The organism is Streptomyces sp. SLBN-8D4 (genome assembly GCF_049739545.1).
Lineage (GTDB): Bacteria > Actinomycetota > Actinomycetes > Streptomycetales > Streptomycetaceae > Streptomyces > Streptomyces canus_C.
Genome location: NZ_JBMGQC010000001.1, coordinates 10,144,904 through 10,171,902 on the forward strand (window position 1 = coordinate 10,144,904; position 26,999 = coordinate 10,171,902).

Sequence of the window (26,999 nt, forward strand, 5' to 3'; positions counted from 1 at the left end):
GGACGACATGCGATCCGCTCGCCGTTACTCAATCCATCGTCTGGTAAGTACTCGAGGAGGAGCCATGTCCCAGCCCGATCCGGACGCATGGCGCCGGCAGGTCCGGCAGTGGCTGGCCACCGTGCTGGAACCGGCGCGGGCGCCCGAGTCCGCCGGAGCGGACGCCGACCTCGCCGTGTTCCACAACCTTCCGCAGGACGAGGAACGCCTGCTGCTGGAGCGCTGCCGCGCCTACCAGCGGGCCCGCTTCGACGCCGGCTACCAGGCGCTGACGCTCCCCGCCGACAAGGGCGGTGCGGGACTGACCGCCGCGCATGTGGCCGTCTTCGCCCAGGAGGAGTCCGCGTTCGAGGTGCCGCCGTCCACCGAGCTGATCAGCGTCACCGTGCGCCTGGTCGCGATGGCCGTCTCCCTGTTCGGGACCGACGATCAACGCCAAGAGTACGCCCGGGCGTTCCTGCGCACCGACCGGCTCGCCTGCCAGCTCTTCAGCGAACCCGGCGCGGGTTCCGACCTCGCGGCCCTGCGCACCCGTGCCCGCCAGGACGGCGACGGTTGGGTGATCGACGGCCAGAAGGTGTGGACCTCGGGTGCCCAGTTCGCCGACTACGGCCTGCTGCTCGCCCGCACTGACCCGGACGTCGTCAAACAGGCCGGCATCACCGCCTTCCTGGTCCCGATGGACGCCCCCGGAGTGGAGGTGCGCCCCATCCGGCAGATGAGCGGCGGCGCCTCCTTCAACGAGGTCTTCCTCAGCGGCGTCCGTGTCCCGGACGCACTGCGGATCGGGCGGCCGGGCCAGGGCTGGGAGGTCGCCACCACCACCCTCGCCTTCGAGCGGACCGCGTCCGGCAGCGGCAACCGCCGCAAGGGCGGTACCTTTTCGGACGTCCTCGCGCTCGCCGGCTCCCTCGGCCGCACCGGCGACCCCCTGGCCCGCCAGCTCCTCGCCGACCTGTACGTGCGAACCGCCCTGCGCGCGGCCACCGTCGAGCGGGTCGCCCGCACGAGCGCCGCCGGCGGCCGGCCGGGCCCTGAGGCCTCCCTCACCAAACTCATGGCCTCCGAACTGCTCACCCGCACCGGCCAGGTCGCCGCCGAGCTCATGGGCGCGCGGATCACCGCCGACACCGGGGAGCCGGGCACCTTCGCCTGGACCCAGCACCTGCTCGGCGCCCCCGGCTACCGCCTCGCCGGAGGCACCGACCAGATCCAGCGCAACCTCATCGGCGAACGCGTGCTGAACCTGCCGCCGGAACCGCGCACGGACCGGGCGCCGTTCTCGCAGCTTCCCGGCAACTGACAGACGGCAACTGACAGACCTCCCACAGGCTTTCTCACAAAGGAGTGACGACGATGGATCTGGGACTGACAGGCGCGAAGGCACTGGTGACCGGTGCGAGCCGGGGCATCGGCCGGGCGATCGCCGCGACCCTGGCCGCCGAGGGCTGCACCCTGGCCCTCTGCGCCCGCGGCGAGGAAGGCCTCGCCAAGACGGCCGCCGAACTGCGGGCCGAAGGCGCCACCGTGTTCGCCGAGCCGGTCGACGTCACCGACCCGGCCGCACTCGCGGCCTTCGTCGAGCGCGCGGCCGGTGAACTCGGCGGCCTCGACCTCCTGGTGTCCAACGTGTCGGCGGGCAACGTGAAGGGCCCCACGTCCTGGGAGGACAGCCTGCGCGGCGACCTGATCCCCTTCGCCGGCCTCGTCGAGGCGGCCCTTCCCCACTTGGAGGGCTCAGAGCGGGCCGCCGTCGTCGCCATCGGCACCACCAACGCCTCCGACACCGCGCGCCCGGCCGGCGCGAACTCCTACTCCGCCCTCAAGGCGGCCGTCGTCCAGCACGCCTCGGCCCTCGCACACTCCCTCGCCCCGAAGGGCATCCGCGTCAACACCGTCTCGCCCGGCCCGATCGACTTCCCCGGCGGCGCCTGGGAGACCATCCGCACCAGCCGCCCTGAGGTGTACGAGGAGGTCCTCGCAAAGCTGCCGATCGGACGCTACGGCACCGCCGAGGACGTAGCCGCCGCGGTCGCGTTCCTGCTGGGACGCACCGGTTCCTTCTGCGTCGGCGTCAACCTCGTGGTGGACGGCGGGCTGCTGACCCGCGTCCAGTACTGAGCCGTGGCGGGCCTGGCCGGCCGCCTTGACGCCGTACTGGTCTGCGGCGGCCGCTGGCACGACTTCGACCACGCCCGGCTCAGGCTGCTCGAACTGCTCGCCGAGCAGCCGCGGGTGCGCACCAGGGTGTACCAGGACTACGACTGCCTGGACGCCCTCGACCGCGCGGACCTGCTGGTCACCTACACCTGCGACGTCCGGCCCCGACCGGCGCAGCGGGCCGCGCTGGCCCGGTTCGTCGAGCGGGGCGGGCGCTGGCTGGCCCTGCACGGCACCAACGCGGTGATCGAGCCGTCCACGGGCGCCGGGCCCCGGGAGTTCACCACCCCACGGCTCCTCGGAGACCTGGCGCAGGTGCTCGGCAGCCAGTTCCTGGCCCACCCGCCGATCGAACCGTACAAGGTGAAGGTGACCCGGCCCGAGCATCCCCTGGTCGCCGGGATCGGGCCGTTCACGGTCACCGACGAGCTGTACGTGTGCGAACTGCACGGCGAGCTCGAGGTGTTGCTGCACGCCGAGTACACGGGACCGTGCCGCGGCTTCGCCGAAGGTGACACGGCGGCCCGCGACAGCACCCCCCGACCGGTGCTGTACCTCAAGCCGCACGGCCGCGGCGAGGTCTGCTACTTCACCCTCGGACACTGCCGCGGCCGCTACGACATACAGGACCTCGGCGTGGCCGACACCGGGCGGGTGGACGTGGGGCCGTGGCAGACACCGGAGTTCCTGACGGTGCTGCGCCGGTGCGTGCGGCGGATGACGGACAGGCCGTAGAGGGCCGGCGCCCTCGGGCGCCGGCCCTCGAGCCACCGGGTTCAGCCGTGCGGCAGCACCACCGCACGGCCGTTGATGTCCCCGGCGTGCAGCCGCGCGTACGCCTCGGGCGCCTGCTCCAGCGTGAACGTCTCGACGTGCGAGGAGACGAGCCCCTGGCGCGCGAGGTCGAGGACCTCCATGAGCTCGGTGCGGCTGCCCCAGTAGGGGAAGGCGGCCGACACCTCGAACGGCAACCCGCCGCCGAAGCCCACGGGCAGCGTGCCCCCGCCGAGACCGACGACCGTGACATCGCCCGCGACCGCCACCGAGGCGGCCGCGACGGCCAGGGTCGCCTCGGCGCCGACGAAGTCCAGGACCACCTCCGCCCCGATACCGCCGGTGAGCCGGCGGATCCGCGCGCTCGCCTCGCCGTCGGAGAGCAGTGTCTCGTGGGCACCGACCTTGCCCGCCAGCTGGAGCTTGTCCTCGCTCGTGTCGAGGGCGACCACCCGAGCGGGGGTCAGCGCGCGCAGCAGCTGCACGGCGAGATGGCCCAGGCCACCGACGCCGATCACCACCGCCGTACTGCCGGGCAGCAGCTTCGGCAGGGACCTGCGGATCGCGTGGTACGGGGTCAGTCCTGCGTCGGTGAGGGGCGCGCCCTGCACGGGGTCGACGCCGTGCAGGGGGACCAGGTGACGCGGTGAGTCCACCAGAAGGTACTCCGCGAGCGCGCCGGGCCGGCCGAGCCCGGGCGGGACGATGCCGAGGCCCGCCGCGTGCGGACAGCAGTTCTCCCTGCCCTCGGCGCACGGGTGGCAGCGTCCGCAGCCCCAGGGGCCGTACACCGCCACGTCCTCGCCCTCCGTCACCTCGGTGACGCCGGCGCCCACGGCCGCCACCGTGCCCACCCCCTCGTGGCCGAGGGTCATCGGCAGGGCGTAGGGGAAGGCCTCCTCGGGCCAGCCCATCACCGCGATGTCGGAGTGGCACAGGCCCGCCGCCGTCACCTTCAACAGCACCTGGCCGGGGCCGGGTTCGGGCACCGGCACCTCCACGAGCTCAGGCGCGTGTCCCACCCGCAGGTACTGCACGGCTTTCATCATCGGTACTTCCTTCCGGTTGTGCGGGGGCGGGCGGCTTCCCGGCCCGGCGGCGCAGCACGGTGGGCAGGGCGATCCGCCCGCCCGTCAGAACGAGCGCGACGATCAGGACGGAACCGGTGAACAGGCTCGCGGCCCACTGCGCGCTGGTGGCGAGCCCGAGCCCGGTGATCCCCGTGCCGAGCAGCAGCACCGCGATCACCGTCCCCCAGGCATTGAAGCGGCCCGCGCGCAGCTGGGTCGCGCCGACGAAGGCCGCCGCGTAGGCCGACAGTAGATACGGGCTTCCCGCGGTCGGCGATCCGGATCCCACCGAGGACGCGAAGACCACTCCGGCGAATCCGGAGAGCACCGCGGACGTCACCAGCGTCACAAAGCGCAGCCGGTCGGTGCGCACCCCCTGCAGGCGGGCCGCGTCGGCGTTGAACCCGGTCGCGTACAGGCGGCGTCCGGTCGCGGTGTGTTCCAGCACGAACCAGATGGCGAGGGCGGCGAGCAGCAGATACAGCACCGGCAGGGTGATGCCCCCGACGTCCAGTTGGGCGAGGCTCGCGAAGGGCTTGGCGAGCAACTGCACCCCGGTGATCGAGCTGTCGTTGGTGACCATGGTGATCAGGGACTGGATCAGCGCGCCGGTGGCGAGCGTGGCGATGAACGAGTCGACCCGCAGCACCACCACCACGAGAGCGTTGACCACCCCGACCAGCAGGGCCGCGGCCATCGCCAAGGCGATCGCGGTGAAGGGACCGAGGCCCGTGGAGACCACGAAGTGGGCGGTCAGCACGCTGGTCAGGGACATGGTGTAGGCGACCGACAGGTCGAAGACGCGGGCGGCCAGCGGCGGCACGACACTGAGCGCCACCAGGCCTGCCACCGCGTTGCCGTTGAGCACCTGCTTGACCGTGATGGCCGTCGGGAAGGTGTCCGGCGCCCACACGGAGAAGAGCACGACGATCACCAGCCACACGTACACCGCGCCGATGGTGCGGAACGACAGGGTGGTCTTCACCCGGGTCGGGACGGACGTCATCTCACTCGGTTCCTTCCATGGCGTGCACGAGCGCGGACTCGGTGATGTCCGGCCCGCTGATCTCCCGCGCGATCCGGCCGTCCCGCACCACCAGGACACGGGTGCACAGTGCGAGGAGGTCCTGGGTGTCGGAGGAGGACACGATGACGCCCGTGCCCTCGTCGGCCTGCCGCTCGATCAGGTCGTAGAGCTGAAGGCGGGTGGCGATGTCCACGCCCGCCGTGGGTTCGCACAGGGTCAGCACCGGCGGGCGCTGGGCGAGGCAGCGGGCCATGACGACCTTCTGCTGGTTGCCGCCGCTGAGCGTGGTGATCCTGGCCGTGCGGCCGGACGTGCGGACGTCGACCCGGCTGATCCAGTCCTCCGTCAGGGCGGCCTCACGGCGTCGGCGCAGCCGACCGGAGCGGGTGCGCAGCCGGTCGAGGAGCGGCAGGGTGAGGTTCTCGCCGACCGAGAAGTCGCCGATCACGCCTTCGGCCGCCCGGTCCGCCGGGACCAGGGGCAGGCCCAGGGCTCTGGCGTCACGCGCCTCGGTCCACCGTGCGGAGCGTTCCGGGAGGCGCAGTCTGCCGCTCACCCTCCCGGTGTGGGCCCCGCAGACCGCGTAGGGCACGATCTCGTGGCCGGAGCCCACCAGTCCGGTGACGCCCAGGCGTTCGCCCCTGGCCAGGTCGAAGCCGACTCCGCGCAGCGGCCCGGCCCACAGGCCGCGCACCTGCAGCACGGGGTCGCCGGCGCCGGCAGGGGGTGGCGGACGGTGGTCGGTGTCCATCTCCTCGCCCGCCATCAGTTCGGCCAGCGACCGCGGGGTGAGGTCGGCGACCGGGCGGGTGGCGATCCGGCGTCCGCCGCGCAGGACGGTGACCCGGTCGGCGAGCGCGAAGATCTCGTCCATGCGGTGCGAGACGTACAGCACACCGGCTCCCGCGTCACGGACCTCGCGCACGATGTCGAACAGGCGGGCCACTTCGCCGGGCGGCAGCACTGCGGTGGGCTCGTCGAGGACCAGGACGCCGCGTCGGCCCTCCCAGCCCTGCAGGGCGGCGGCGATGGCCACCACCGTGCGCTGGACGGGCGTCGCCGCCGCGAGGGGACGGCGTACGTCGATGCCGAGGCCGAAGCGTTCGACCAGGGCGTGGGTGCGCCGTTCCATCTCCGGCCAGTGGATGTTGCCGAAGGCGGTTCGGGCGAAGCCGTGACGGAGGGCGAGGTTGTCGACGGCGCTCAACTCGTTGACCAGGCCCAGCTCCTGGTGGACGAAGCGGAGCCGGTCGTGGCGGGAGGCCGCGACCTGGCTCAGGTCGAAGGGTTCACCGTCGAGTTCGGCCACCGCCCCCGGCTCCGCGTGGTGGTACCCGGCGAGGATCTTGATGAGGGTGGACTTGCCGGAGCCGTTGGGCCCGATGAGGGCGTGGATCTCGCCGGGCGCCACCTCGAGGTCGACGTCCGTCAGGGCCCGGGTGCCGCCGAATCGCTTCGACAGGGCGGCCACCCGCAGCAGCGGCCCGCTCAACTGACGCCCCACAGCGCCTTGAACTGGGCCTGGTAGTCCTCGACGATCGGGAAGTCCCCGAGGGTCTTGGGGAGGTTGGCCTTGGTGATGAGCATGTTGGGCAGCACCGCCTTCTGGTCCACGTCCATGGATTGGCCGGTGAACTGGCGGGCCAGCGCGTCGACTTGGAGCCAGGAGGTCTCGTGCGAGTTCAGGGCCATCGCGGCGTCGCTGAGCCCGCTCTGGATGTACTGGTAGTTCTGCCCGTCCCCGACGTTCACGGCGAGATGCTTACCGGTGATGCCGGCGGTCTTGAGCGCGGCCGGGACGCCCACGTTGAGCAGGCCCAGTGAGAAGACGACGTGGGTCACCTTCGGGTGGGAGCGCAGGTACGACACCACGCGGTCGGGCATGTCCTTGCCGATCGCGGTGATCGGCACGTCCACGGTGTCCAGCCCGCAGCCCGCGCACCACTGCTTGTACTTGGCGGCGAACGTGTCCTTGACCGGCTTGAGGATGGTGTAGGCGGGCAGGTCGAAGTAGACGGTGTCGGCCTGGGCGTCACTGTCGGACACCACCCAGGAGGCCAGCATCTCGCCCTGCACGGCGACGTCCTCGGGCCCGTTCTTGAGCAGGGAGACACCGTCGCCCACGACGTCGTCGGCGTTCGACTGGATGACGGGGATGCCCGCCGCCTTGAACTGGGCGAGCTGCTTGGCGTACACCGCGCGCGGGAACCCGGAGGAGACGACGGCGTCGGGCTTGTCGCGCAGTGCCTGTTCGTAGGCGCTCTGGACGGACTCCGGCGTGCCCTGAGTGGCGATCTGGCGGACGTGCCAGCCGAGTTCGTTGGCGCCCGCGGTGAAGAAGTTGGCCAGGTCCTGGCAGGACTGCACGCCGCACAGGATGAAGTCGATGGTCTTTCCGGCGGGGATCTTCCGGCCCACCGGCTGGGTGACCGGGATCGTGTCCGGGTGCTTGGAGTACGTCGCCAGGGCCTTGCGGGCGGCGATCAGGCCGGGGGAGTCCGGAGCCGCGGCCTTGGCGGAGTCGGCGGCCGGTGTCGTCCCGCTGCCGCAGCCCGCCAGGGTGAGCAGCGCGGTGACGGGGACGAGCGCGGTCAGGGCGCGGCGGGCCGCGCGACGGGGTCTGGAACTCATCGTTGAGCACTCCCGTGGTGTGTCGCCTGTGCTGTCGAGGGCCGGGGCCGCCCCGCTTCCGCGGTGGTCGGCTCCGGTCAGGCGAATGGATGGCGTGTCGCGCCGGGCGGGAACGCCACGGCACCGGTCCGGGACGCTCAGAGATCGTCCCGGGCGCGAGAAACTTTTGAGGCACTACAGCCTCAAGTGGGTCGGAGTGTGACACGCCTCGGCGGTCGTGGGGAGAGGGTCGTCGCAAAAAGTTGCTGGTTCCCCATCCGAAAGAGGTACGACCTGGGAGAGCGCTGGGTCGCTGACCGGCTCGACTGTTGCTCCTGGCCGTAACTGGTAACTACACTCCTTCTAAAGTTTCTGCCGGAGGAGAGATGATGGACGAAACATCGGAGCCGGCCACTGCCCGATGCCCCGGGCCCAGCGTCCAGGACTACCTCGACCAGGACAGCCGCCCCGTGCCCGCCGCCCTGAGGTACGAGCACAACGACCACCTCGGCAGCGAGGACATCGACACGGCCCGCTTCACCTCCCGCGCATGGGCCGAACGCGAGATGCGGCAGGTCTGGCGGCGCGTGTGGCAGTTCGCCTGCCTGGAGAGCGAGATTCCCGAGGTCGGCGACCACGAGGTCTACGAGATCGGCGACGACTCCCTCATCGTCGTGCGCACCGCCCCCGAGGAGATCCGCGCCTTCGTCAACGTCTGTCTGCACCGCGGACGCAAGCTGCGCACCGGCGGCGGCAACGTCAGCGAGTTCCGCTGCTCCTTCCACGGCTTCGCCTGGAACCTCGACGGCACCATGCAGAGCCCGCCCTGCGCCTGGGACTTCCCGCACGTCACCCCGGAGAAGTTCGCCCTTCCCGAGGCCCAGGTGGCCACCTGGCGCGGCTTCGTGTTCATCAACATGGACCCGTACGCCGAATCCTTCGACAGCTACCGCGGCACCTTCGACGACTACTACATCTGGCCGCTGGAGAACCGCTACAAGTCGCTCCACATCGCCAAGGTGCTGCCCTGCAACTGGAAGGTCGCCCAGGACGCGTTCATCGAGTCCTTCCACGTGATCGCCACCCACCCGCAGATGCTGCCGTGGCTCGCCGACGCCAACTCGCAGTACGACGTCATGGCGGACCAGCCGAACTGGAACCGGATGATCAACATCCAGGGCGCGCCCAGCCCGCACGTGGCCGACTCCGTGACGGAGGAGGACGTCCTGGAGACCTTCTACGACTCGCGCGCCTTCTACGCCGCCGCGCAGGGCCGTGACCTCGTCATGCAGGAAGGCGACGAACTCCCTGCGATCCCGCCCGGCGGCACCGCCCGCCAGGTCCTCGCCGAGCGCATGCGCGCACAGCTCGCGGCTACCTCCACGCAGGACTTCTCACAGACCCCGGACACCGAACTGCTCGACGCCATCAACTACTTGCTGTTCCCCAACTTCAACCCGTGGGGCGGCGCCAAGTCCAACATCATCTACCGGTTCCGGCCCCACGGCCTCGACCCGGACTCCTGCACCGCCGAGATCATCTTCATGTCGTCCCCGAAGCAGCCCGGCGAGATGCCCGCCCCCGCGAGGATCCGCTGGGTGCCCGAGGACATGCTCTTCGCCGACATCCCCGAACTGGGCGTGCTCGGACCCGTCTTCGACCAGGACTGCGAGAACCTCCCCTACGTCCAGCAGGGACTGAAGGCGATGCGCAAGCCGGGCATCACCCTGGCCAACTACCAGGAGAGCCGCATCCGCCACTTCAACCGGACCCTCGACCGGTGGATGGACACGTGAGCCACCGGGTGGCGGTCAGACCGTCCGGCATCGAGCTCGACGTCCTGGACGGCGAGGACCTGTTCACCGCCGCCCAGCGCCTCGGTTACCGCTGGCCCACCGTCTGCGGCGGCAAGGGCACCTGCCGCACCTGCTTCGTCCAGGTCGACGAGGGCGCCGCGAACTGTTCCCCCGTGGGCCCGCTGGAACGCGAGGGCATCGAAGCCCTGCGCAGGCCGGTGGACGGCCTGACCCGGCTCGCCTGCCGGCTCCGGGTCGAGGGCCCGGTGACCGTGACCAAGCGCGGCGTGCGCCGCCGAGTGCAGGAGTGAGGCCCCATGTCCAAGCAAGTGATCCACCCCCTGACCGGGCAGGTGTACCGGCTCACCGAGGACGGCCTGGTCGAGGTGACCGACCCCGCGACCGGCGCGCAGGGCCTCTTCGACTTCCAGGCCCGCTGGCAGTCGGGCGAACTGCGCCACGCCGACCTGCAGATGGCCGGCTGGGTCGGCCGCCTCGCCCAGCGCCGTACGCCCCCGCAGCCGGAGCGGTGAACACCGTGACGCCCCGCACCACCCGGGTGGTCACTCTGGTGCGCAGACCCGACGGAGAGCCGCTCTCCAGTGACTTCGCCGTCGAGGACCGCCCGCTCCCGCCCCTGGGGGAGGAACAACTGCTCGTCCGCAACCTCTACATGAGCGTCGACCCGTCGATGCGCGGGCGCCTGGAGAGCACCGACAAGCACTACACGCACAACTTCACCCCGGGCTCACCGCTCGACGGCCGCGCCCTCGGCGTGGTGGAGGAGAGCCGCTGCGCCTCGGTGCCGCCGGGCACATACGTACGCCATCAACTCGGCTGGCGGGACCGGGCCGTACTGGACGCGGCGGATACCGACGGCGCCGGGCGCATCGACCCCCGGCTCGCCCCGCTGCCCACCTGGCTGGGCCTGCTCGGCCAGACCGGCTTCACCGCCTACGTGGGCCTGACCCGCATCGCGGCGCTGCGCCCCGGCGACGCCGTCTTCGTCTCGGCGGCGGCCGGGGCCGTCGGCACCGCCGCAGGACAGTTCGCACGCCTGCTGGGCGCGGACCGCGTCGTCGGGACCGTCGGCGGCCCGGACAAGTGCGCCCTGCTGGTCAAGGAGTTCGGCTACGACGCGGCCGCGGACTACCGCGCCGAGCCGGTCCGTGACGCGCTGTCCCGGATCGCGCCCGACGGCATCGACGTCTACTTCGACAACGTCGGCGGCGAGCAGCTCGCCGCCGCACTGCACGCGCTGCGCAACGGTGGCCGGGTCGCCCTGTGCGGCATGATGTCGCAGTTCGGCGGAGACCGGCGGACCGTGGACATCAACCATCTGATCCAGGCCGTCCTCAAGCGCCTGACCCTGTGCGGCTTCATCGTCCGCGACCACGAGGACCTGCGCCCCGAGTTCGAGCAACGGGTCGCGGGCTGGCTCGCCGAGGGCCGCGTCACCGCACGCGAGACGGTCGTGGACGGACTGGAGAACGCCGCGGGGGCCCTGTTGTCGCTGCTCGGGGGCGGCAATGTCGGCAAGATGCTGGTGCGGCTGGACGACTGAGTCGGCGAAGGCAGAAGCGGCGCCCCCTCGCGGTGGGCGCCGCTTTCACTGTGCGTCAGCGCATGGGGCGGGAAGCGGCGACCGTGTGTGCCGTCAACGAGACCCCGACCCGCGTCAGCCCCGCAACGGCCGCCCGGAAGTCCTTGATGTGCGGGGTGGCGAAGTGCGCGTCGAGGGCCTGTGGGGAGGTCCAGTGCTCGTACACCCGGATGCGCCGCTCGTCGTCGGGATCGGCGGTCATGGCGTAGTCCAGGCAGCCGGGCTCGGCCGCACGGGTCTGCCGGCCCAGCTCGGCGAGAGCCTTGAGCATCGTGTCGCGGTCGCCGGGCTCGTAGTCCATCCAGCCGGCGACGATGATTGCCTCAGCCATGCCCGTCACATGTTTCCCTTTCACGCGACTTTTCGCGGTCGTGACCGCGGACCCGCCACCGATGGGGAGATGGTGACGGGCCCGCGGCGTACTCAACTGCTGAGCGGTACCGGGACGCTGTCCACGGTGACCGTGCCCCGCTCGCCGTCGACCGTGATCACCATGCCGTCCCGCAGCCGTCGCGTCCCGCCCTCGACGGAGATCACCGCCGGGATGCCCAGCTCGCGGCACACCACCACGGCGTGACTGTTGAGGGCGCCCACGTCCACGACGGCCGCCCCGGCGACCAGGAACAGCGGGGTCCAGGCCGCGTCGGTGATCGGCGCGACCAGCACCTCGCCCGGCTCCAGTGCCTCGCAGGAGGCCGGGTCGGTGACCACCCGGACCGTGCCGGTGTAGGTGCCGTGGCTGCCGCCCACCCCGGCCAGGACATCGCCCTCGACTGCGGCCGGGGTGCGTTCCTCGGCGCGGCGCGGCCAGCTGTCGATGTCGGTCTGCGCGTCGGCGGAGACGAAGAACGGCGGCTCCAGCTCGTGCAGCCCCGCGTACTCCTCCAGCCGCCTAGCGATCACCGGGCCGAAGGACTCCGGGGCGCCGACATAGTCGTCGAGCTCGGTGTCCAGCAGCATCATCACGTCCTCGGGGCGCGCGAACAGTCCCGCCTCGACACCCCGACGGCCGAGTTCCCGTATCGCCATGCGGATCTCGTTGACGACGGTGACGCAGTTCGCCTTGGTGCGCTCGCGGGCCGGGATCCACACCTGGGAGGCGTGCAGACCCGCGTCGAACAGGGGCTGGGTCTCCTCGGGCAGCAGGGCCCGGACCTCCCGTGCCGTCCGCTCGCGTCCCTCGGTCAGGCGCGTGCGGCGGGCGGCGGGGGAGTCGTCGTCGGGGCTGTGCCGGATCCGGTCGACCAGGGCCAGTGCCTGGACGGGGGCCGCCTCCCAGGACCGAGCGTGGATGTCCCACTCGTTGGGGCCGCGGTCGCCGGACTCGGCGAGGAACTCCTCGAAGGAGTCCCGGAATGCCTTCACATCGCCGGTCGCGGAGTCGAGCGCCTGCTCCACCGCAGCCGGACCCTGGTCGAAGAGCGTGCCCAGTTCGGCCGAGGCCGCCACCTGACGGGACAGCGTCCACAGCCCGGTCGACGGGGAGGCGGAGTCGACGTCGCCCAGCCCGCCGATCAGGTCGAGCATGGCACCGGGCCGGTCCACGCTTACACAGAGCGGGCCGAGGATCGCCGGTCCGACCGACGCGGGCAGCGACGACTCCACGTGCCGCTGGAAGGTCGTCTCCACCTCGTCCAGCAACGACCTTGCGTGCGCGACCAGTTCGGCGTCGGACAGGGCGCTCAGGTCGGGGCGTGAGCGGCGCAGGGCGCGCAGCCGGTCGCGGTCGGCGTCGGCCTCCGGGAAGCCGGCCTGGCCGAGCATCCGCTGGAGTGTCGCGCCCGCCTTGGCGGTCAGCTCCTCGTCCTGGTCGTCCGGGTGCGCCACGTACACCGGCGTGTCGGAGCGCTGACCGACGAAGGCCGCGTCGATCTGGTCCGCGGTCTGGCCCATGCGGATACCGAACAGCCGCATGTGAGACAGGTTCAGATAGAAGTGCCCACCGAACATCCCGACGAACGGCGGCCGGGGCCCGGCCACTTCTTCCTCGCGGTAGATGCCGAACCCGACGAAGCCGTTGCGCCACCCTTGCAGGCCCCGCCCCCAGACCAGGGTCCAGCCCAGCGGGCTGGCCGGGTCCGGCAGGGTCTCGCCGGCGTTGGCCCGGGTGTAGTGCGGCAGCCGCTCACTGCGCTGCCAGTCCGTGATCCAGCTCTTCATGACCGAGATCTCCCGCTGTCCGTACCCGCGCCTGCCCGTGCCCGTGCCGCGCCTACCACTGCGCTGTTCCGCCGTCGACGCTGATCAGCGTGCCGGTGATACCCGCCCCCGCTTCGCTCGCGAGCAGCGAGGCGACCGCCGCGATCTGCTCCACGGTGGTGATCTTCTTGGTGGCGGCATGTTCGGCGAACCGGCCCAGCCACTCCTCGTACGAGATGCCCTCGGCCTCCGCCGCCGCGGGACCCGCGGACCGCATGAGGTCGGTGTCCACGGCGCCGGGGCAGATGGCGTTGCAGGTGATGCCCTGGGTGCCGTACTCGAAGGCGGTCGCCTTGGTCAGTCCGTGGATGGCGTGCTTGTTGGTGATGTAGTGGCTGATCGCGGGCTTGTTGGCCTGCTTGCCCTCCACGGACGAGATGTTGATGATGCGGCCCCAGCCGCCGTCCAGCATCTTTGGCAGCGCCCGGCGGGTGCCGTAGAAGTAGTTGTTGACGTTCAGGTCGAGGGCTGCGTGCCACGCCTCGTCGCTGAGCTGGTGGATCGGCGCGAAGCCGGAGCTGCCGCCGGCGTTGTTGACCCAGATGTCGAGTCGGCCGAAGCGCTCGGCGGCGAAGTCCGCAAGGGCCTCGATGTCCTCCTGGCGGCCCGCGTCGCAGGGGTGGAAGACAGCCCGGTCCCCGGCGTCCATCTCCTCCAGGGCCTGCTTGCCCTTGATCTCGCTGCGACCGCTGACGACGACCGTCGCGCCGTCGGCCAGGAAGGCCTCGGCGATGGCGCGGCCGATGCTGCGCGTGCTGCCCGTGATCACCGCGACACGTCCGTCGAGGCTGCCCGTAGCCACCATGGTGTTCTCCGAGTGTGGTTGGTAGTTCACCTGGCGGCTCTCGCGCCGGTGGCGCCCTGTTCCAGGTGTGCGTGGATGGTGCGGTGGAAGTGCTGGAGTCCGGGCTCGTTGCGTCCGAAGACGAAGTCGGTCCCGTCGAGGGCCTTCAGGCCCTGCTGGACTCCGTAGGTGGTCGCGTAGTCCTCGTCGCGGACCACCTCGTGGAACCATTCGCCGAACCGGTCGGCGGCCTGGCGTTCCTCGTCGGTGACCGCCGGTTCGCGCAGCAGGATGATCTGCTGGGTCACCGATTCGGTCGCCGTGCGGGGCAGGACCAGGGAGACCGCGATCTTCTGGCGCCAGCCGCCGGCGATCGCGAGGCCCGGGAAGAGCCAGTAGATGGGTCCGACGCAGTCCCCGGGATCGCGCTGCTCCGGCGGCAGTTCGGCCGCCCGCGCGATGGGGCGCAGGGCCGGTGCGATGCGCTGGTGGGGGCCCCAGGTGTCGTGGGCCATCATGTTCGACAGGTTCGTCTCGAACACCGTCTTGGGGTGCAGCGAGGCGAAGTGGTAGGTCTCCAGGTACCCGTCGAGGGTGACCTTCCAGTTGGGGCTGGTCAGCTCGCTGGTGGAGTAGTGGTGGCACTCCGCGAGGCGCATGCCCTCCAGGAGCGGCTGGAGATCCCCGAGCCAGGCGTCCAGGTCTGGTTCGGCGGCCGGGTCGAGGGACACGAAGACGATTCCGGCACGCTCCCCGGCCGGCAGCCCGACGAGACTGCGGCCCTCGCGGGGTACCTCGCCGAAGGTCTTCTCGGCGTACACCCCGCGCAACTGCCCGGCCAGGTCGTAGGACCAGGAGTGGTAGGGGCAGGTGAGCCGCTTCGACACCCCGCAGCCGGGTTCGAGGAGTTTGGCCCCGCGGTGCCGACACGCGTTGATCATCGCGTGTACGGTGCCTTGCCGGTCACGGGTGATCAGCACGGGGATGCCGAGCACGTCGATCGCCTTGTAGGTGTTCGGTCCGGGAAGCTCGCTGGACATGGCGAGCGGCAGCGGGACGCTGCGGTGGACCGCGTCCGTTTCGCGCCGCCAGCGGCCGGCGTCGAGGTAGTTCGAGACGGGTTCCGTCCACTGTCCCTCGACCTCGTGCGTGGTGTTGTCGCGGTAGTGCGCCATCACGCGCTCGACGAGTTCGGCCGCCTCCCGGCGCATCGTCTCGGATGCCGGGTCGGTGGACCGGTCCTGGCTGATCCACGACGAGTATTCGGGGGTCGGCGCAGCCGGCGGGGCCGAGGCCGGTGAGCCGCGCCCGTCGGCTGTCTCCCGGAGCTCCGGCGAACTGGTCTGGACCACGATGTCCTCACAATCCTCCCAGCCGCGAGCCGGTGACCGGCTTCGTAACGCGACAGCTGGGCTGTGTCCGAAACTGCAACAGGACTTAGTGTGGTCTGTCAATAGAAAGTGTCGAAGTCGCCGCTCTGCGTCCCGTGGGGGTGGGTGTGATGGTCATGACCCTGCCGTTCGAGGTGGGTGTGGTGGTGCGCGACCTCGCGTCGATGGAGCGCTTCTACTGCGACGTGATCGGCTGTCGTCCCGAGCATCGCTCCCGTGTGCCGGAGTCCGTGGGCGGCCCCGCGGGGCTCGGCGGCGAGCTGGAGGTGGTCTGGCTCAGGGTGCCCTCCGGGGGGTGCGTCAAGTTGATCCTTCCCCGGTCGGTGCCGGTCTCGGCACCTGCGGCGCCCTGGTCGGCGGGGCGTCCGGGGCTGTCGTATCTCACCTTCCATGTCGACGACATGGACCCGGTGGTGGCGGAGCTGGCGGCCGTCGGCGCCCGGCCCCTGTCGGACCCCGTCGTGGTCCCCGCGCACGGCCGCCGGATCAGCTTCTGGGCCGATCCGGAGGGCAACGTCGTCGAGTTGGTGGACGGGCGCGGCCGCCGGTCGGGTCCCGGGCATAGTAATTAGAGACGCTCTTCAGTAAGGTGCCCCCAGCCGGTTACTGTAGACCGGCACAAGTAAGTCCGATTGCTTGGCAACCTCCCTCGGACGAAGGGGCGGACGATGGCTCAACGAGCATCGACGGCATCGAAGAAATCCGCGCAGGTCAGCACACAGGTCATCAAGGACCTGCACGAACGCATGGTGCGCATCCGGCTGTTCGAGACCGAGGCGGGAAAGCTCATGGAGGCGGGCAAACTGCCCGGCTTCCTGCACCTGTACGTCGGCCAGGAAGCCGTCGCCGCCGGCGTGATGGCGGCCCTGCGCGACGACGACCAGATCACCTCCACCCACCGCGGCCACGGACACGCCGTCGCCAAGGGGGTCGGCTTCCGCGAGATGTACGCCGAGCTGTACGGCAGGGTCACCGGCGCCTGCCTCGGCCGCGGCGGCAGCATGCACATCAACGACCTCAGCCGCGGCATGCTCGGCGCCAACGGCATCGTCGGGGCAGGTGTCCCGATCGCCGTGGGCGCCGCCTTCGCCGCCCGCTACAAGGGCCAGGACAGCGTCGCCGTCACCTTCTTCGGCGACGGAGCCACCAACATCGGCGCCTTCCACGAGGGCGCCAACATGGCCGCGATCCTCGGCCTGCCGGTGGTCTTCGTCTGCGAGAACAACGGCTACGCGGAGTTCACCCCGCAGTCCGGGCACATGCTGCTCACCGACGTCGCCGACCGGGCCGCCGCCTACGGCATGCCCAGCGTGATCGTCGACGGCATGGACGCGGTCGCCGTCCACCGCGCCGCCGCCGAAGCGGTCGCGCGGGCCCGGGCCGGCGCGGGCCCCATGATGATCGAGGCCAAGACCTACCGCTTCTTCGACCATCAGGGCGTCAAGGGCCTGCGCCACCCCTACCGCTCGGACGAGGAGGTCGCCGAGTGGAAGTCCCGCGACCCCATCGACCTCATCGAGGCCCGGGCCCTCGCCGACGGCACCGCGACCCGCGCCGAACTGGACGACGTATGGCAGCGCACCCGCGAGGAGATCGCCGACGCCATCGCGTACGCCGAGGCGAGCCCGCTGCCCGACCCGGCCGACCTGCTGCTGAACGTCTACTCGGGATGAGCGCCATGACCACCACCACCGAAGCGCCGGCCCTCGGCACCCGCAAGCTCACCTACGTCAAGGCCTTCAACGAAGGGCTCGCGCAGGCCATGCGCGAGGACGAGAACGTCTTCGTCGCCGGGGAGGACGTGGCCGGGTACGGCGGAGTGTTCCGCATGTTCGACAACCTGCTCGACGAGTTCGGGCCCCGCCGCATGATCGACACCCCGATCTCCGAGGCCGCCCTGGTCGGTCTCGGCGTGGGAGCCGCCGCCCAGGGCCTGCGCCCGGTCGTCGACCTGATGTTCATGGACTTCATCGGCGTCTGCCTCGACCAGATCGTCAACCAGGCCGCGAAGATGAAGTACATGTTCGGCGGCGCGCTGTCGGTGCCCCTCACCATCACCACCGCCTCCGGCGCGGGCCTCGGCGCCGCCGCCCAGCACAGCCAGTCCCTGGAGGCCTGGCTCGCCCACGTGCCCGGCCTCAAAGTGGTGATGCCGTGCGACGCCTACACCGCCAAGGGCCTGACCGTCTCGGCCATCCGGGACGACAACCCGGTGGTCGTCATGCTCAACAAGGTCCTGCTCGGCAGCACCGGCGAGGTGCCCGAGGAGATCTACGGCATCCCGCTGGGCCAGGCGCACACCGCCCGCCAGGGCTCCGACGTCACCGTGATCGCGCTGGGCCGCATGGTGGGCGAGGCCCTCGCGGCGGCCGACGAACTCGCCGACGAGGGCGTGGAGATCGAGGTGATCGACCCGCGCACCGTGCAGCCGCTGGACACCGAGACGATGTTCGCGTCCGTCCGCCGCACCAACCGGGTGCTCGTGGTGCACGAGGCCGTCACCTTCGGCGGGCTAGGGGCTGAGATCGCCGCCCAGATCCAGGACGTGGTCTTCGACTACCTGGACGCGCCCGTCCTGCGCATCGGCGCCCCCTTCTCACCCGTGCCCTTCTCACCCGTCCTGGAGAAGGCGTACGTGCCCGATCGCGCCCGCATCGCCCAGGGCTGCCGGCGCCTGCTCGAAAGGTCGTGACCGACGTGGCGGTCGAGGTTCTGCTGCCGAAGATCGGCCTGACCATGCAGGAAGGCACGATCGACGAATGGCTCGTGCCGACCGGTGCGGCCGTCGCGGAGGGCGAGGCGCTGCTGCGGCTGGCCACGGACAAGGTGGACGTGGACGTCGAGGCGGAGGCCGGGGGACTGTTCCACCCGCTGGTCCCGGCGGGCACCACCGTCCCTGCCGGGGCACTCATCGGGTGGTTGCTGGCGGAGGGCGAGCGGCCACCAGAGGGCGCGGGCGAGCCTGCGCCGCTCACGGGTGCTCCTACGGCCGCCGCCACCGATGCCGGCGCCCCTGCCGCTCACCATGCGGGTGACCGGCTGCTCTCCTCCCCGAACGCCCGCCGGGTCGCCGCAGCCTCCGACGTCGACCTCACCGTCGTACGCGGCACCGGGCCGGGCGGCCGGATCGTCTCCGAGGACGTGGAGGAGCACGCGGCTGCGCTCGCCGTACCCCTGCCTCCGGGCGGCGGCGCCTCCTCGCCGCTGGTCCGCAAACTGGCCAAGGAGCGGGGCATCGACCTCTCCGGGGTGAACGGCACCGGGCCGGGCGGCCGTATCCGCAGGGCGGACCTGGAGGCGGTCGCCCCCGCGGCCGGCACCGCCGCCGCCCCCGCTCGGTCCGGCGAGGTCATCCCGCTCACCGGGATGCGCGGCACCATCGCCCGCCGGATGCATGCCAGCCTCCAGGAGATGGCCCAGCTGACGCACGGCTACGAGGTACGGATGGACGCCGTGGTGTCGCTGAGGGAGCGGCTCAAGGAGGAGTGGGCCGACAGCGACCTGCCGGTGCCGAGCATCAACGACTTCCTCCTGAAGGCCGCGGCGCTGGCCCTGCGCGAGCACCCGCTGCTCAATGCGACGGTCCGGGAGGACGGCATCCATCTGCTCGACGACATCCACCTGGGTTTCGCGGTGGCCGTGCCCGGCGGTCTCATGGTCCCCGTCATCGGGGACGCGGCGGTACTGCCGCTGACCGGAATCGCCGATCGGGCGAGGGCCCTTGCCGAGGCCGCGCGGACGGGGCGGATCTCCCCCGCGCAGCTGGAAGGAGCCACGTTCACGGTCACCTCGCTCGGCGGATACGGTGTCGACTTCTTCACCCCCGTCATCAACCCCGGCAATGTGGCGATCCTCGGGGTGGGCAGGCTCAGGGACGGCGTCGAGTGGGCGGACGACAGACCGCTGCGGACCCGGGTGCTCACGCTGAGCCTGACCTTCGACCACCGCGCGGTCGACGGGGCTCCGGCTGCCGAATACCTGCGCACGCTGGGGGAGTTGCTGAGCAAGCCCCTTCGTCTGCTGGTGTGAGCCGCGGCTCAGGTGGCAGGGTCGGCGATGCGCTGAGCGAGCTCGCCGACCTCGCGGACGAACGCGCGGTGGCCCAGCGACCGATACACGTCGTCGCCCCGGACCTGTGAGATCGCCGCGGTCTCCAGCAGCGCCAGCAGGCCGAGGCCGATCACCGCCGCCTCGGCGTCGGAGACGGACACGCGGGCCTTGCGGATCAACCGCACCAGCTCGTCCAGCACCTCGGTACGGCTCTCCTGACGCAGTGCCTCCGCGTCCTGGCTCATGCCGGCCGACGACACGAAGAACACGGTGGCGGCGGAGCGGTGCTCGCCCATCCAGGCCAGCAGAGTCGTGACCGACGAACCGATGTCCGCCCCGGGTTCGTGCGCCTCGGTGATCGCCTGCAGCTGCTCGCGCAGCGCGGCGGCGAAGGCCCGCATGCTCTCCGCCAGGACCTGGTCCTTGGAGGAGAAGTGGTAGTACACCGCCGCCGAGGTCATCTCGGCACGAGCGGCGATGTCGGCCACCGTCACCTCGTCCGGCGGCTGGTTGGCGAACAACTCCGTGGCAGCCTCGATCACCCACTGCTTGCGCGAGGGGCGGTGAGCTGCGCGGGTTCCGGATGTCGTCATGCTGTCAAGTATGCCGGGCGGCCGGTGCCCCGGATGCCAGTGTGCAGCAGGAATTGTGCCGACGGGGGATCGGAGTTACTGGATACACTGGGCAGTACGGAAGGACCCGGGACGCGGGTTCACGGCGGCGGGCAGGGAGCATGATGGCGGCCACGGCGAAGAACGGCAAGCAGCCCGCCCATCGGCCCTCGCGGCGGCAGCACATCATCACCGCCGCCGTACGGGTGTTCGGCCGCAACGGATTCGCGGAGACCAGCGTCCAGGACATCGCCGACGAGGCCCAGGTGGTCCCCACCGCCGTCTACTACCACTTCGACGGCAAGGAGGAACTGCTCGAACTCGCCATGCGCAGGGTCTTCGACCAGCTGAACGCGGTCGTGGAGGCGGCCCGGCCGGAGTCCGAGCCGGGTGACGCGGAGGGTCTGGTGCGCGTCATCGACGCCGTGTGGGAGTGGGTGGAGAAGAACCCGGACGAGGCGCGCCTCTACCAGGTCCAGGTCGCCTCGGCCAATGGCAGCGTCAAGGTGCTGCGGGACGAGTTCGAGCAGCGGCACATCCAGCGCGGCTACGACTACCTGCCGGAGGGCACCACCCGCAGCCCCCGCGCCGCGAAGGCCCGGCACGCGGGGCAGGCCCTCGCCGTGCGCACCCTGATCAGCACGACCATGCTCGTCACCGCGCTCCGGGCGGAGGGCGGACCGCTGTCCCAGCTCCCCTCCAGGTCCGTGCTGGAGGCGGTCCGGAGCCTCGCGCTGCGCATCGTCGCCGCCGAGCAGACCTCGGCGAAGCCGGCGGCGTCGGGGAGCTGAGGCCGAACGTACACCCTGGCAGCGAACCGTTACGCGAACGGCCGGACCGGCGAAGTCTTACGGAACTCCGGGACCGCCCAACCCTCACGGGAACCCGCAACCCACGGCCCGCGAACCACCGCCCTTCCCCAAGCGCCGCCCTCCGGACCGCACCGCCGCCCTTCACACCGTCAGCACCGAACACGCGCTGATCCCGGGCGCCCCGTACACATGGGTGAAGCCCACCCGGGGAGAGCCCGGCACCTGCAGCCCGGGCGCGCGCCCCTGCAACTGCCGTACGACCTCATGGAACTGGCGGAGCCCGGACGCGCCCACGGGCTCACCGCCGGCCAGACAGCCGCCGTCGGTGTTGACCGGTATCCGGCCCGTGGGATCGGTGGCCCCGCCGGCCAGCAGCTCCTCCTGCTCGCCGTGGCCGCACAGTCCGGTCTCAGCCAGGTGGATGAGTTCCGAGCCGCTGTCGGTGTCCTGGAGCTGGGCGACCTGCACGTCCGCGGGCCGCACCTCCGCCGTACGGAAGGCCGCCTCCGCGGCGTCGACGCTGGGGCTGCGATGCGGTCCCGGCGGCAGCCAGGGCGAGAACACCTCGAACGATCCGAAGCGGCGGGTTCTGAAGGCCAGCGACGCCAGCTTGACGGGTCGTTCGCACAGGTCGAAGGCGCGGTCGCCGAGCGCGAGGACCAGGGCGGCCGCGCCCTGCCCGGGGGAGCAGAACATGTACTGGGTGAGCGGGGGGCTGACCTCGGCCGAGTCGAGGATCTCCCGTTCTGTCAGCGACTTGCGCCGCCAGGCCAGGGGGTGGTGCGAGCCGTTGCGGAAGGCCCGGGCAGCGACCAGCGCCAGCGCCCGCTCGGAGATCCCGTGCTCGTACAGGTACCGCTGCGTCTTCAGCGCGAAGAACTGGGTGGTGAGCATCATGCCGGTCTCCGCGTACCAGTCGCCCAGACCGTAGCGGGCGGGGGAGACGTGGAACGCGCCGCGCTCGTGCTTGTCGAAGCCCACCGCCAGTCCCAGCGGGGCCTCGCCCGCGCGCAGTGCGTCGGCCACCGTCAGCACGGTGGAGGCGCCGGTCGCGCAGCCGTTCTGCACGTTGACGAACGGCACTCCGGTCAGGCCCAGCCGGCCCACGAGCGTGTCGGGCTTGCCGGACACGTCGGAGCCGCCGGCCGCGAAGCCGATGTCGTGCCAGGCGACCCCGGCATCGGCGAGCGCCTCACGTACCGCACGCCCGGCCATGTCCATCCCGCTGACACTCTCGTCGCGGCCGAAGGGGGTCATCCCGCATCCGACCACGTACACGTCCTCGCGCCGGCTCATCGCTCCTCGTCCCGCTCTGGACGGAAGGCGAAGGTCATGACCTCGGTGCCGTCGTCGTCCTGGTACGCGCTCACGGTGGTGAGCCGGACCGGCAGACCGATCCGGATCTCCTCGCGGGGGACCGCCAGGCGTGCTTCGACCAAGATCTCTCCGAGGTCCACATAGCCCAGGTGGTAGGGACGATGGCTACCGGCCGGCGGCCGGTAGGGCGGTTTGGGCGGGAACGCCTGGAGCGTCCACGACCACACACGCCCGCTCACCGGCAGCACGTGCGTCGACATCGTCCCGTGCGAACAGCGGGGGCACGAGTCCTGCCGGGGGAAGACGACCGTGGCGCACCCGGAGCAGCGGGCGCCCACGAGACGCCGTGGGCCTCCGTCGTCGTGCTTCCGGTTCTCCGGGCTCTCGAACAACGACTCGTCGATGAGTCTGGTGGTCATGCCGTCCTGCCTTCCACGTCACCAGCCCAGCAGCCCGGCCAGCCGTTCCCGATGGTGTGCGGCGCCGCCCAGCAGGACCGCGTCGGACTGGGCGCGCCGGAAGTACAGATGCGCGTCGTGCTCCCAGGTGAAGCCCATCCCGCCGTGCAGTTGCACGCATTGGGCGGCGACCGCGGTGAACGCCTCGCCGCACCAGGCCTGGGCCACCGCCGCCGCCTCGCCCAGCGCCTCGGGCGTGCAGTCCGAGCGGACCGCGCGCACCACGGCCGACCGGGCGGCCTCGACCTGGAGCAGCATGTCGGCGCAGGCGTGCTTGACCGCCTGGAAGCCGCCGATCGCCCGCCCGAACTGGGTACGGTCGCGCACGTGGGCCACCGTCAGGTCCAACGCGGCCTGTGCCCCGCCGAGTTGCTCGGCGGCCAGGGCCACCAGGGCCACGTCCAGGGCGCGGGAGACGATGTCCGCCCCCTCGCCGCCGGCGGTCAGGGCCCGGGCCCGGCAGCCGGAGAAGGTGATGACGGCCTGGCCCCGGCTGAGGTCCAGCGTGGGCACGCGGCGCACCGTGACCCCCGCCTCGTGCGGGTCGGCCAGGAAGAGGTCCACACCGTCGGCGCCGGCCGCGGCCACCACGAGCGCCTCGGCGTCGGCACCGTCCAGGACGAACGGCGCGGTGCCGTCGAGCAGCGGCACGCTGCCCTGCCAGGAGACGGCCACCGGCAAGGCGTCGGCCCGCCAGGTCCCGTCGGGCGCGGCGACCGCCAGGGCGTGTACGGCGCCCTCGGCCAGCTCTGCCAGCGCCTTGTCGGCCGTTCCGCAACCGGCCAGCACCTGTCCGGCCAGCACGGTCGAGGACAGCAGCGGCACCGGTGCCAGGGTCCGGCCCAACTCCTCGCAGACGGCGGTGATCTCGGCGAGGCCGCCGATGCCGCCCGCCGACTCGGGCAGGCCGAGGGAGGCGAGGCCGACCTGCCGGCCCAGCACGTCCCACAAGCCGGCGTCGATGCCGGGAGCCTCCTCGGAGAGCCGGCGGACCGCGGCGGTGCCGCCGGCGTCCGCACACACCGACCGCACGGTCTCGCGCAGGTCCTCCAGCTCGGTGTCCGACAGGGCCGTGCCCTCGGTCACGGTGGTCGTCGTCATCGTGAGCTCCCGCTGTTCTCGCCCGGTTCCCGCAGGGCACTGTGCGCGGCGGCCATCCGGGCCACCGGGACGCGGTGCGCGGAGCAGGAGACGTAGTCGAGGCCGAGGTTGTCGCAGAACGCGATCGACTCGGGGTCGCCGCCGTGCTCGCCGCACACGCCCAGCTTGATGTCGGGCCGCGCCTCCCGGGCCCGCTCGGCCGCCAGGGCGACCAGGGCACCGACGCCGTGCGGGTCCAGCCGGGCGAAGGGGCTGGCGGTCAGGAACCCGCGTTCCTGGTAGGAGGCGAGCACCTGGCGCTCGACGTCGTCCCGGGAGAACCCGTAGGTGAGCTGGGTGAGGTCGTTGGTGCCGAAGGAGAAGAACTCGGCGTGCTCGGCGAGTTCACCGGCCAGCAGGGCGGCCCGCGGGGTCTCGATCATGGTGCCGAGCCGGTAGGGGATCTGCACCCCGGTGCGGGCGGCGACCGTGTCGGCAGCACCGCGGACGTAGGCGGCCGCGGCGGCCAGTTCCTCCGGGAGGCTGACGAGCGGGATCATCACTTCCAGCTGGGGCCGGACTCCGGTGGCGGCGACGTCGGCCCAGGCGGTGAAGAGCGCCTCGGCCTGGGCCGGGTAGAGCCTTTCGTGCAGCAGCGCGAGGCGCACCCCGCGCAGCCCGAGCATCGGGTTCGCCTCCCGCAGGGCGGCGGCCCGCTGCTCCTCGGCCGGGTCCAGGGCCTGTCCGGGTGCGGGCAGGAACTCGTGCAGCGGGGCGTCCAGCAGGCGTACGGTCACCGGACGGCTCCCCACGGCGGCCAGCAGAGCGCGGAAGTCGTCGTGCTGGGCGCGTTCCAGCGCCACCAGCGCCTCGTCGCGGGCGGACGGGTCGGCGGCCAGGAGCACCCGGCGGATCAGCGGCAGCCGTTCGCCGAGGAACTGGTGTTCCGTACGGCACAGCCCGACGCCCTCCGCGCCCAGGGCGAGGGCGGTGTCCACCTCGGAGGCCGTGTCGGCGTTGACCCGCACACCGAGCCGGCGCACGTCGTCCGCCCACTCCAGCAGGGTGGAGAGCTCGGGCGGCGGTCCGGCGACGCTGACGCTCAGAGTGCCGGCGTAGACGGCGCCGGTACGGCCGTCCAGCGAGACCGGGTCGCCCTCGCGCAGCACGCGCTCGCCGAAGTGCACCGTCCCGGCGGCCCGGTCCACGCGCAGTCCCTCCGCGCCGCACACCGCGGGTTTGCCGGCGCCCCGGGCCACGACGGCGGCGTGGGAGGCGATGCCCCCGGTGGCGGTGAGCACCGCGGCGGAGGCCAGCATCCCGGGGACGTCCGCCGGGTTCGTCTCGGCGGCCACGAGGACGACCCGCGTGCCGTCGGAGGCCACTTCGAGGGCGCGTTCGCTGGAGAGCACGACCGCTCCGGTCGCCGCCCCCGGGGACGCGGGCAGTCCCTTCACCAGGAGTTCCTCTCCGCCGGTCAGCCGCAGCTGGGGGTGCAGCAGTTCCTGTACCTGGGCGGGGCTGATCCGGCGTACGGCTTCCTCGTGGCCGAGGGCTCCGTCGCGGGCCAGGTCTGCCGCGAGGCAGACGGAGGCCCTGAGCGGTGGGCGCGGTTGCGGGGAGGCGGCGAGCAGGGAGATCTCGTCGTCGCGCACCTCGAAGTCGACCGTGACCGGGGTGCGCAGATGGCGTTCCAGGGTGAGCAGGGAGTGTTCGAGCAGCGCGGTGCCGCCCGCGAGCCGCTCCAGGGGTTCACCGGTGTGCGGGGGCGGGGCGCTGCGGCGCACTCCGCGGAAGAAGGAGCCCCGGGGCGAGAAGTGGCCGCTCTCGGGATCGCGGCTGACCGCCGTGCCGTAGCCCGAGTGGTCGGCGGGGCCGATGCGCAGGGCCTGCACATGCAGGGCGACGGCCAGCTCGGCGGGGAGCTTCTGGGCGCGGCGGGACCTTCGGGCACGGGGGGAGTCCCACCGGCCGAGCAGGGCCCGGGCGGCCAGCGCGAGCTGCTGCGCCGGGCCGTCGGGGAAGGGGCGCGAGCCGTGCTCCGCCGTCAGGGACAGCAGCGCCTCCACGCGTGCCCGTGGCTCGGGTGTGTCCAGGAGGGCGTCGTCGAGCACGGCGGCGGGCACGTCTAGGGCGTACTCGGCGATCATGCGCACGGTGCCTGCCCACACCTCGTACAGGGCGTCGGCGCTTCCGATGACGTGGGACAAGGCATCGGCGCCGACGGGGGAGGCGCCGATGCAGGCGAGGTCGGGCGGCAGTCCCGCGACCTCGGTGGGCGCGCTGGCCGACAGGCGCAGCAGCAGCGGCCGGGCCGCGTCGCCCACGCGCCGCCCCGAGAGCTGTTCGACCAGTTCCACGGCGGCCTCGGCGGTGTCGGTCTCGCACAGCGACGGGGCGTCGCCGGCGGGGACGGTGAGCCCCGGAACGACCGGCAGGCCCAGGGCCAGCAGCCGGTCCATGGCCGCGCCGTGGGAGCCCAGCTCGCCGGCGCCGAGACCGCGGATCCGTCCCTGCCCGTACGGCACCAGGACCCGGCCGGGGCCGGCCGTCGCGGAGGGTGCGAGCGGGCCGGCCTCGCGGTCGGTGACGCTCACCCCCGGCTCCTGGTGACCAGTTCCTCTTCCCGGGCCTCGTCCTCGGCCCGGCTGATGCCGAGGACGAGCAGCAGTTCCTGGTGCAGCCGCATCCACACGGTGTGGTACGAGTCGCACAGCGGTGAGGCCAGCCACTCGGGCGCGCCGTCGTCGAAGCGGTCGAGGGCGTCCTCCAGGGCCGTCACATACCGTCCGCTGCCCTCGAGCACCTGCTCCAGCCTGCGCAGCACGGGCTGGATGGCCTCGTGGACGTCCTCCAGCGACTCGCGCACCCCGGCGTCGTAGACGTCGTCCAAGTGGTCATTGGCGGTGCCGTCGGGACGGCACTGCCACGCGGTGCACACATCGCGGATCTTCCGGTTGACCGGCAGGAACGCCTCGTAGGCCGCGGTGATGCGCTGTTCCCGCTCGGAACCGGCGGGAACCCGCAGGGCCTGCGCGGCGACGGCCTTCGCCTGCTCGGTCGGCAGGACCACCGGGCCCTTGACCATCGCCAGCCCGGCGTCGACCAGTGGACGGTGCTCGGACTCCGGCCGGCCGCGCCACATACCGCGCAGAACGAGATCGACGACAGCCTCGGCGAGGGGCTCGTCGGACGCGTCCGGAAGGTCCACGGCAGCAGATTGCATCGCCACACCATTTCCCCGGTTCTGTGGTGAC

At 71.8% G+C, this 26,999-nt stretch carries 26 protein-coding genes; 12 read left to right on the plus strand and 14 right to left on the minus strand.

Translation table 11 applies throughout. The features are described from left to right. Positions 1–64: 64 nt before the first annotated feature. The 3 genes from RKD20_RS46130 to RKD20_RS46140 are packed head-to-tail and all read left to right on the plus strand — an operon-like array spanning position 65 to position 2,895. Positions 65–1,303, plus strand: a complete 1,239-nt coding sequence (locus RKD20_RS46130; protein ID WP_424882985.1) for an acyl-CoA dehydrogenase family protein — start codon at positions 65–67, stop codon at positions 1,301–1,303. Between the two features lie 53 nt (positions 1,304–1,356). After that, positions 1,357–2,121: an SDR family NAD(P)-dependent oxidoreductase gene (locus tag RKD20_RS46135; protein ID WP_424882986.1), complete on the plus strand. Its 765-nt coding sequence runs from the start codon at positions 1,357–1,359 to the stop codon at positions 2,119–2,121. Between the two features lie 3 nt (positions 2,122–2,124). Continuing rightward, positions 2,125–2,895 (plus strand): ThuA domain-containing protein, encoded by a 771-nt coding sequence (locus RKD20_RS46140; RefSeq protein WP_424882987.1) that lies wholly within the window; start codon positions 2,125–2,127, stop codon positions 2,893–2,895. Positions 2,896–2,936: 41 nt separating this feature from the next. On the opposite strand, the gene RKD20_RS46145 is transcribed toward RKD20_RS46140, so the two are convergent. The 4 genes from RKD20_RS46145 to RKD20_RS46160 are packed head-to-tail and all read right to left on the minus strand — an operon-like array spanning position 2,937 to position 7,662. Next, positions 2,937–3,980: an NAD(P)-dependent alcohol dehydrogenase gene (locus RKD20_RS46145; protein ID WP_424883486.1), complete on the minus strand. Its 1,044-nt coding sequence runs from the start codon at positions 3,978–3,980 to the stop codon at positions 2,937–2,939. Continuing rightward, positions 3,940–5,010 (minus strand): ABC transporter permease, encoded by a 1,071-nt coding sequence (locus RKD20_RS46150; RefSeq protein ID WP_424882988.1) that lies wholly within the window; start codon positions 5,008–5,010, stop codon positions 3,940–3,942. The genes RKD20_RS46145 and RKD20_RS46150 overlap by 41 nt, the downstream gene beginning before the upstream one ends. Before the next feature lies 1 nt (position 5,011). Beyond that, the gene (locus RKD20_RS46155; RefSeq protein WP_424882989.1) at positions 5,012–6,523 is read right to left on the minus strand and encodes a sugar ABC transporter ATP-binding protein; all 1,512 of its coding nucleotides are present in this window, start codon (positions 6,521–6,523) and stop codon (positions 5,012–5,014) included. Then, entirely contained in the window at positions 6,520–7,662 is a 1,143-nt protein-coding gene (locus RKD20_RS46160) for a substrate-binding domain-containing protein (RefSeq protein ID WP_424882990.1), read from the minus strand. Before RKD20_RS46160 ends, RKD20_RS46155 begins: the two co-directional genes overlap by 4 nt. A 368-nt stretch (positions 7,663–8,030) precedes the next feature. Between RKD20_RS46160 and RKD20_RS46165 the strand changes: the two genes are divergently transcribed. Genes RKD20_RS46165 through RKD20_RS46180 form a run of 4 tightly spaced genes read left to right on the plus strand, consistent with a single transcriptional unit; the run spans position 8,031 to position 11,001 of the window. Next, on the plus strand, positions 8,031–9,437 hold the full coding sequence (locus tag RKD20_RS46165; RefSeq protein ID WP_424882991.1) for an aromatic ring-hydroxylating oxygenase subunit alpha: 1,407 nt from the start codon (positions 8,031–8,033) through the stop codon (positions 9,435–9,437). Then, on the plus strand, positions 9,422–9,748 hold the full coding sequence (locus RKD20_RS46170; protein WP_424882992.1) for a 2Fe-2S iron-sulfur cluster-binding protein: 327 nt from the start codon (positions 9,422–9,424) through the stop codon (positions 9,746–9,748). Before RKD20_RS46165 ends, RKD20_RS46170 begins: the two co-directional genes overlap by 16 nt. A 6-nt stretch (positions 9,749–9,754) precedes the next feature. Further along, positions 9,755–9,970 carry a transposase gene (locus RKD20_RS46175; RefSeq protein ID WP_424882993.1) on the plus strand — a complete coding sequence of 72 codons (216 nt, stop codon included), beginning with the start codon at positions 9,755–9,757 and terminating at the stop codon, positions 9,968–9,970. Between the two features lie 5 nt (positions 9,971–9,975). Beyond that, a complete protein-coding gene (locus RKD20_RS46180) occupies positions 9,976–11,001 on the plus strand; it encodes an NADP-dependent oxidoreductase (RefSeq protein WP_424882994.1) in 1,026 nt (341 codons plus the stop codon). A gap of 55 nt (positions 11,002–11,056) precedes the next feature. Here the strand turns inward: RKD20_RS46180 and RKD20_RS46185 are convergent, their stop codons facing one another. From RKD20_RS46185 to RKD20_RS46200, 4 genes are all read right to left on the minus strand, one after another. Continuing rightward, the gene (locus RKD20_RS46185) at positions 11,057–11,371 is read right to left on the minus strand and encodes a putative quinol monooxygenase (protein ID WP_424882995.1); all 315 of its coding nucleotides are present in this window, start codon (positions 11,369–11,371) and stop codon (positions 11,057–11,059) included. Positions 11,372–11,463: 92 nt separating this feature from the next. Next, a complete protein-coding gene (locus RKD20_RS46190; RefSeq protein WP_424882996.1) occupies positions 11,464–13,200 on the minus strand; it encodes a PEP-utilizing enzyme in 1,737 nt (578 codons plus the stop codon). A 52-nt stretch (positions 13,201–13,252) separates the two neighbouring features. Then, positions 13,253–14,044 carry an SDR family NAD(P)-dependent oxidoreductase gene (locus RKD20_RS46195; RefSeq protein ID WP_424882997.1) on the minus strand — a complete coding sequence of 264 codons (792 nt, stop codon included), beginning with the start codon at positions 14,042–14,044 and terminating at the stop codon, positions 13,253–13,255. A gap of 26 nt (positions 14,045–14,070) precedes the next feature. Then, a complete protein-coding gene (locus tag RKD20_RS46200; RefSeq protein ID WP_424882998.1) occupies positions 14,071–15,375 on the minus strand; it encodes an aromatic ring-hydroxylating oxygenase subunit alpha in 1,305 nt (434 codons plus the stop codon). Positions 15,376–15,530: 155 nt separating this feature from the next. Between RKD20_RS46200 and RKD20_RS46205 the strand changes: the two genes are divergently transcribed. The 4 genes from RKD20_RS46205 (at position 15,531) to RKD20_RS46220 (ending at position 19,443) form a co-directional block, all read left to right on the plus strand. Next, positions 15,531–15,986, plus strand: a complete 456-nt coding sequence (locus RKD20_RS46205; RefSeq protein ID WP_424882999.1) for a VOC family protein — start codon at positions 15,531–15,533, stop codon at positions 15,984–15,986. Positions 15,987–16,082: 96 nt separating this feature from the next. Beyond that, on the plus strand, positions 16,083–17,087 hold the full coding sequence (locus RKD20_RS46210) for a thiamine pyrophosphate-dependent dehydrogenase E1 component subunit alpha (RefSeq protein WP_424883000.1): 1,005 nt from the start codon (positions 16,083–16,085) through the stop codon (positions 17,085–17,087). Positions 17,088–17,092: 5 nt separating this feature from the next. After that, entirely contained in the window at positions 17,093–18,106 is a 1,014-nt protein-coding gene (locus tag RKD20_RS46215; protein WP_424883001.1) for an alpha-ketoacid dehydrogenase subunit beta, read from the plus strand. Next, on the plus strand, positions 18,103–19,443 hold the full coding sequence (locus RKD20_RS46220; RefSeq protein ID WP_424883002.1) for a dihydrolipoamide acetyltransferase family protein: 1,341 nt from the start codon (positions 18,103–18,105) through the stop codon (positions 19,441–19,443). Before RKD20_RS46215 ends, RKD20_RS46220 begins: the two co-directional genes overlap by 4 nt. Before the next feature lie 8 nt (positions 19,444–19,451). On the opposite strand, the gene RKD20_RS46225 is transcribed toward RKD20_RS46220, so the two are convergent. Beyond that, positions 19,452–20,057, minus strand: coding sequence for a TetR/AcrR family transcriptional regulator (locus RKD20_RS46225; RefSeq protein ID WP_424883003.1), 606 nt, complete (start codon positions 20,055–20,057; stop codon positions 19,452–19,454). Positions 20,058–20,200: 143 nt separating this feature from the next. On the opposite strand from RKD20_RS46225, the gene RKD20_RS46230 reads away from it, so the two are divergent. Continuing rightward, complete coding sequence (locus RKD20_RS46230) at positions 20,201–20,866, plus strand: TetR/AcrR family transcriptional regulator (protein WP_424883004.1); 666 nt, start codon at positions 20,201–20,203, stop codon at positions 20,864–20,866. Between the two features lie 162 nt (positions 20,867–21,028). Here the strand turns inward: RKD20_RS46230 and RKD20_RS46235 are convergent, their stop codons facing one another. From RKD20_RS46235 to RKD20_RS46255, 5 genes are read right to left on the minus strand one after another with little or no spacing between them, the layout of a single operon-like run. Then, positions 21,029–22,183: a thiolase family protein gene (locus RKD20_RS46235; RefSeq protein ID WP_424883005.1), complete on the minus strand. Its 1,155-nt coding sequence runs from the start codon at positions 22,181–22,183 to the stop codon at positions 21,029–21,031. Then, positions 22,180–22,623 carry a Zn-ribbon domain-containing OB-fold protein gene (locus tag RKD20_RS46240; RefSeq protein WP_424883006.1) on the minus strand — a complete coding sequence of 148 codons (444 nt, stop codon included), beginning with the start codon at positions 22,621–22,623 and terminating at the stop codon, positions 22,180–22,182. Before RKD20_RS46240 ends, RKD20_RS46235 begins: the two co-directional genes overlap by 4 nt. 18 nt (positions 22,624–22,641) lie before the next feature. Continuing rightward, positions 22,642–23,763 carry an acyl-CoA dehydrogenase family protein gene (locus RKD20_RS46245; protein ID WP_424883007.1) on the minus strand — a complete coding sequence of 374 codons (1,122 nt, stop codon included), beginning with the start codon at positions 23,761–23,763 and terminating at the stop codon, positions 22,642–22,644. Continuing rightward, complete coding sequence (locus RKD20_RS46250; RefSeq protein ID WP_424883008.1) at positions 23,760–26,339, minus strand: putative PEP-binding protein; 2,580 nt, start codon at positions 26,337–26,339, stop codon at positions 23,760–23,762. The genes RKD20_RS46245 and RKD20_RS46250 overlap by 4 nt, the downstream gene beginning before the upstream one ends. Next, on the minus strand, positions 26,336–26,968 hold the full coding sequence (locus RKD20_RS46255) for a hypothetical protein (RefSeq protein WP_424883009.1): 633 nt from the start codon (positions 26,966–26,968) through the stop codon (positions 26,336–26,338). Before RKD20_RS46255 ends, RKD20_RS46250 begins: the two co-directional genes overlap by 4 nt. Positions 26,969–26,999: the final 31 nt, after the last annotated feature.

Excerpts from the sequence above, each read along its gene's own strand:
- RKD20_RS46130 (WP_424882985.1), top strand. The coding sequence starts at position 65 with ATGTCCCAGCCCGATCCGGACGCATGGCGCCGGCAGGTCCGGCAGTGG.
- RKD20_RS46135 (WP_424882986.1), top strand. The coding sequence starts at position 1,357 with ATGGATCTGGGACTGACAGGCGCGAAGGCACTGGTGACCGGTGCGAGC.
- RKD20_RS46145 (WP_424883486.1), bottom strand. The coding sequence starts at position 3,980 with ATGAAAGCCGTGCAGTACCTGCGGGTGGGACACGCGCCTGAGCTCGTG.
- RKD20_RS46150 (WP_424882988.1), bottom strand. The coding sequence starts at position 5,010 with ATGACGTCCGTCCCGACCCGGGTGAAGACCACCCTGTCGTTCCGCACC.
- RKD20_RS46160 (WP_424882990.1), bottom strand. The coding sequence starts at position 7,662 with ATGAGTTCCAGACCCCGTCGCGCGGCCCGCCGCGCCCTGACCGCGCTC.
- RKD20_RS46165 (WP_424882991.1), top strand. The coding sequence starts at position 8,031 with ATGGACGAAACATCGGAGCCGGCCACTGCCCGATGCCCCGGGCCCAGC.
- RKD20_RS46175 (WP_424882993.1), top strand. The coding sequence starts at position 9,755 with ATGTCCAAGCAAGTGATCCACCCCCTGACCGGGCAGGTGTACCGGCTC.
- RKD20_RS46185 (WP_424882995.1), bottom strand. The coding sequence starts at position 11,371 with ATGGCTGAGGCAATCATCGTCGCCGGCTGGATGGACTACGAGCCCGGC.
- RKD20_RS46190 (WP_424882996.1), bottom strand. The coding sequence starts at position 13,200 with ATGAAGAGCTGGATCACGGACTGGCAGCGCAGTGAGCGGCTGCCGCAC.
- RKD20_RS46195 (WP_424882997.1), bottom strand. The coding sequence starts at position 14,044 with ATGGTGGCTACGGGCAGCCTCGACGGACGTGTCGCGGTGATCACGGGC.
- RKD20_RS46205 (WP_424882999.1), top strand. The coding sequence starts at position 15,531 with ATGACCCTGCCGTTCGAGGTGGGTGTGGTGGTGCGCGACCTCGCGTCG.
- RKD20_RS46210 (WP_424883000.1), top strand. The coding sequence starts at position 16,083 with ATGGCTCAACGAGCATCGACGGCATCGAAGAAATCCGCGCAGGTCAGC.
- RKD20_RS46215 (WP_424883001.1), top strand. The coding sequence starts at position 17,093 with ATGACCACCACCACCGAAGCGCCGGCCCTCGGCACCCGCAAGCTCACC.
- RKD20_RS46225 (WP_424883003.1), bottom strand. The coding sequence starts at position 20,057 with ATGACGACATCCGGAACCCGCGCAGCTCACCGCCCCTCGCGCAAGCAG.
- RKD20_RS46230 (WP_424883004.1), top strand. The coding sequence starts at position 20,201 with ATGGCGGCCACGGCGAAGAACGGCAAGCAGCCCGCCCATCGGCCCTCG.
- RKD20_RS46235 (WP_424883005.1), bottom strand. The coding sequence starts at position 22,183 with ATGAGCCGGCGCGAGGACGTGTACGTGGTCGGATGCGGGATGACCCCC.
- RKD20_RS46240 (WP_424883006.1), bottom strand. The coding sequence starts at position 22,623 with ATGACCACCAGACTCATCGACGAGTCGTTGTTCGAGAGCCCGGAGAAC.
- RKD20_RS46245 (WP_424883007.1), bottom strand. The coding sequence starts at position 23,763 with ATGACGACGACCACCGTGACCGAGGGCACGGCCCTGTCGGACACCGAG.
- RKD20_RS46255 (WP_424883009.1), bottom strand. The coding sequence starts at position 26,968 with ATGCAATCTGCTGCCGTGGACCTTCCGGACGCGTCCGACGAGCCCCTC.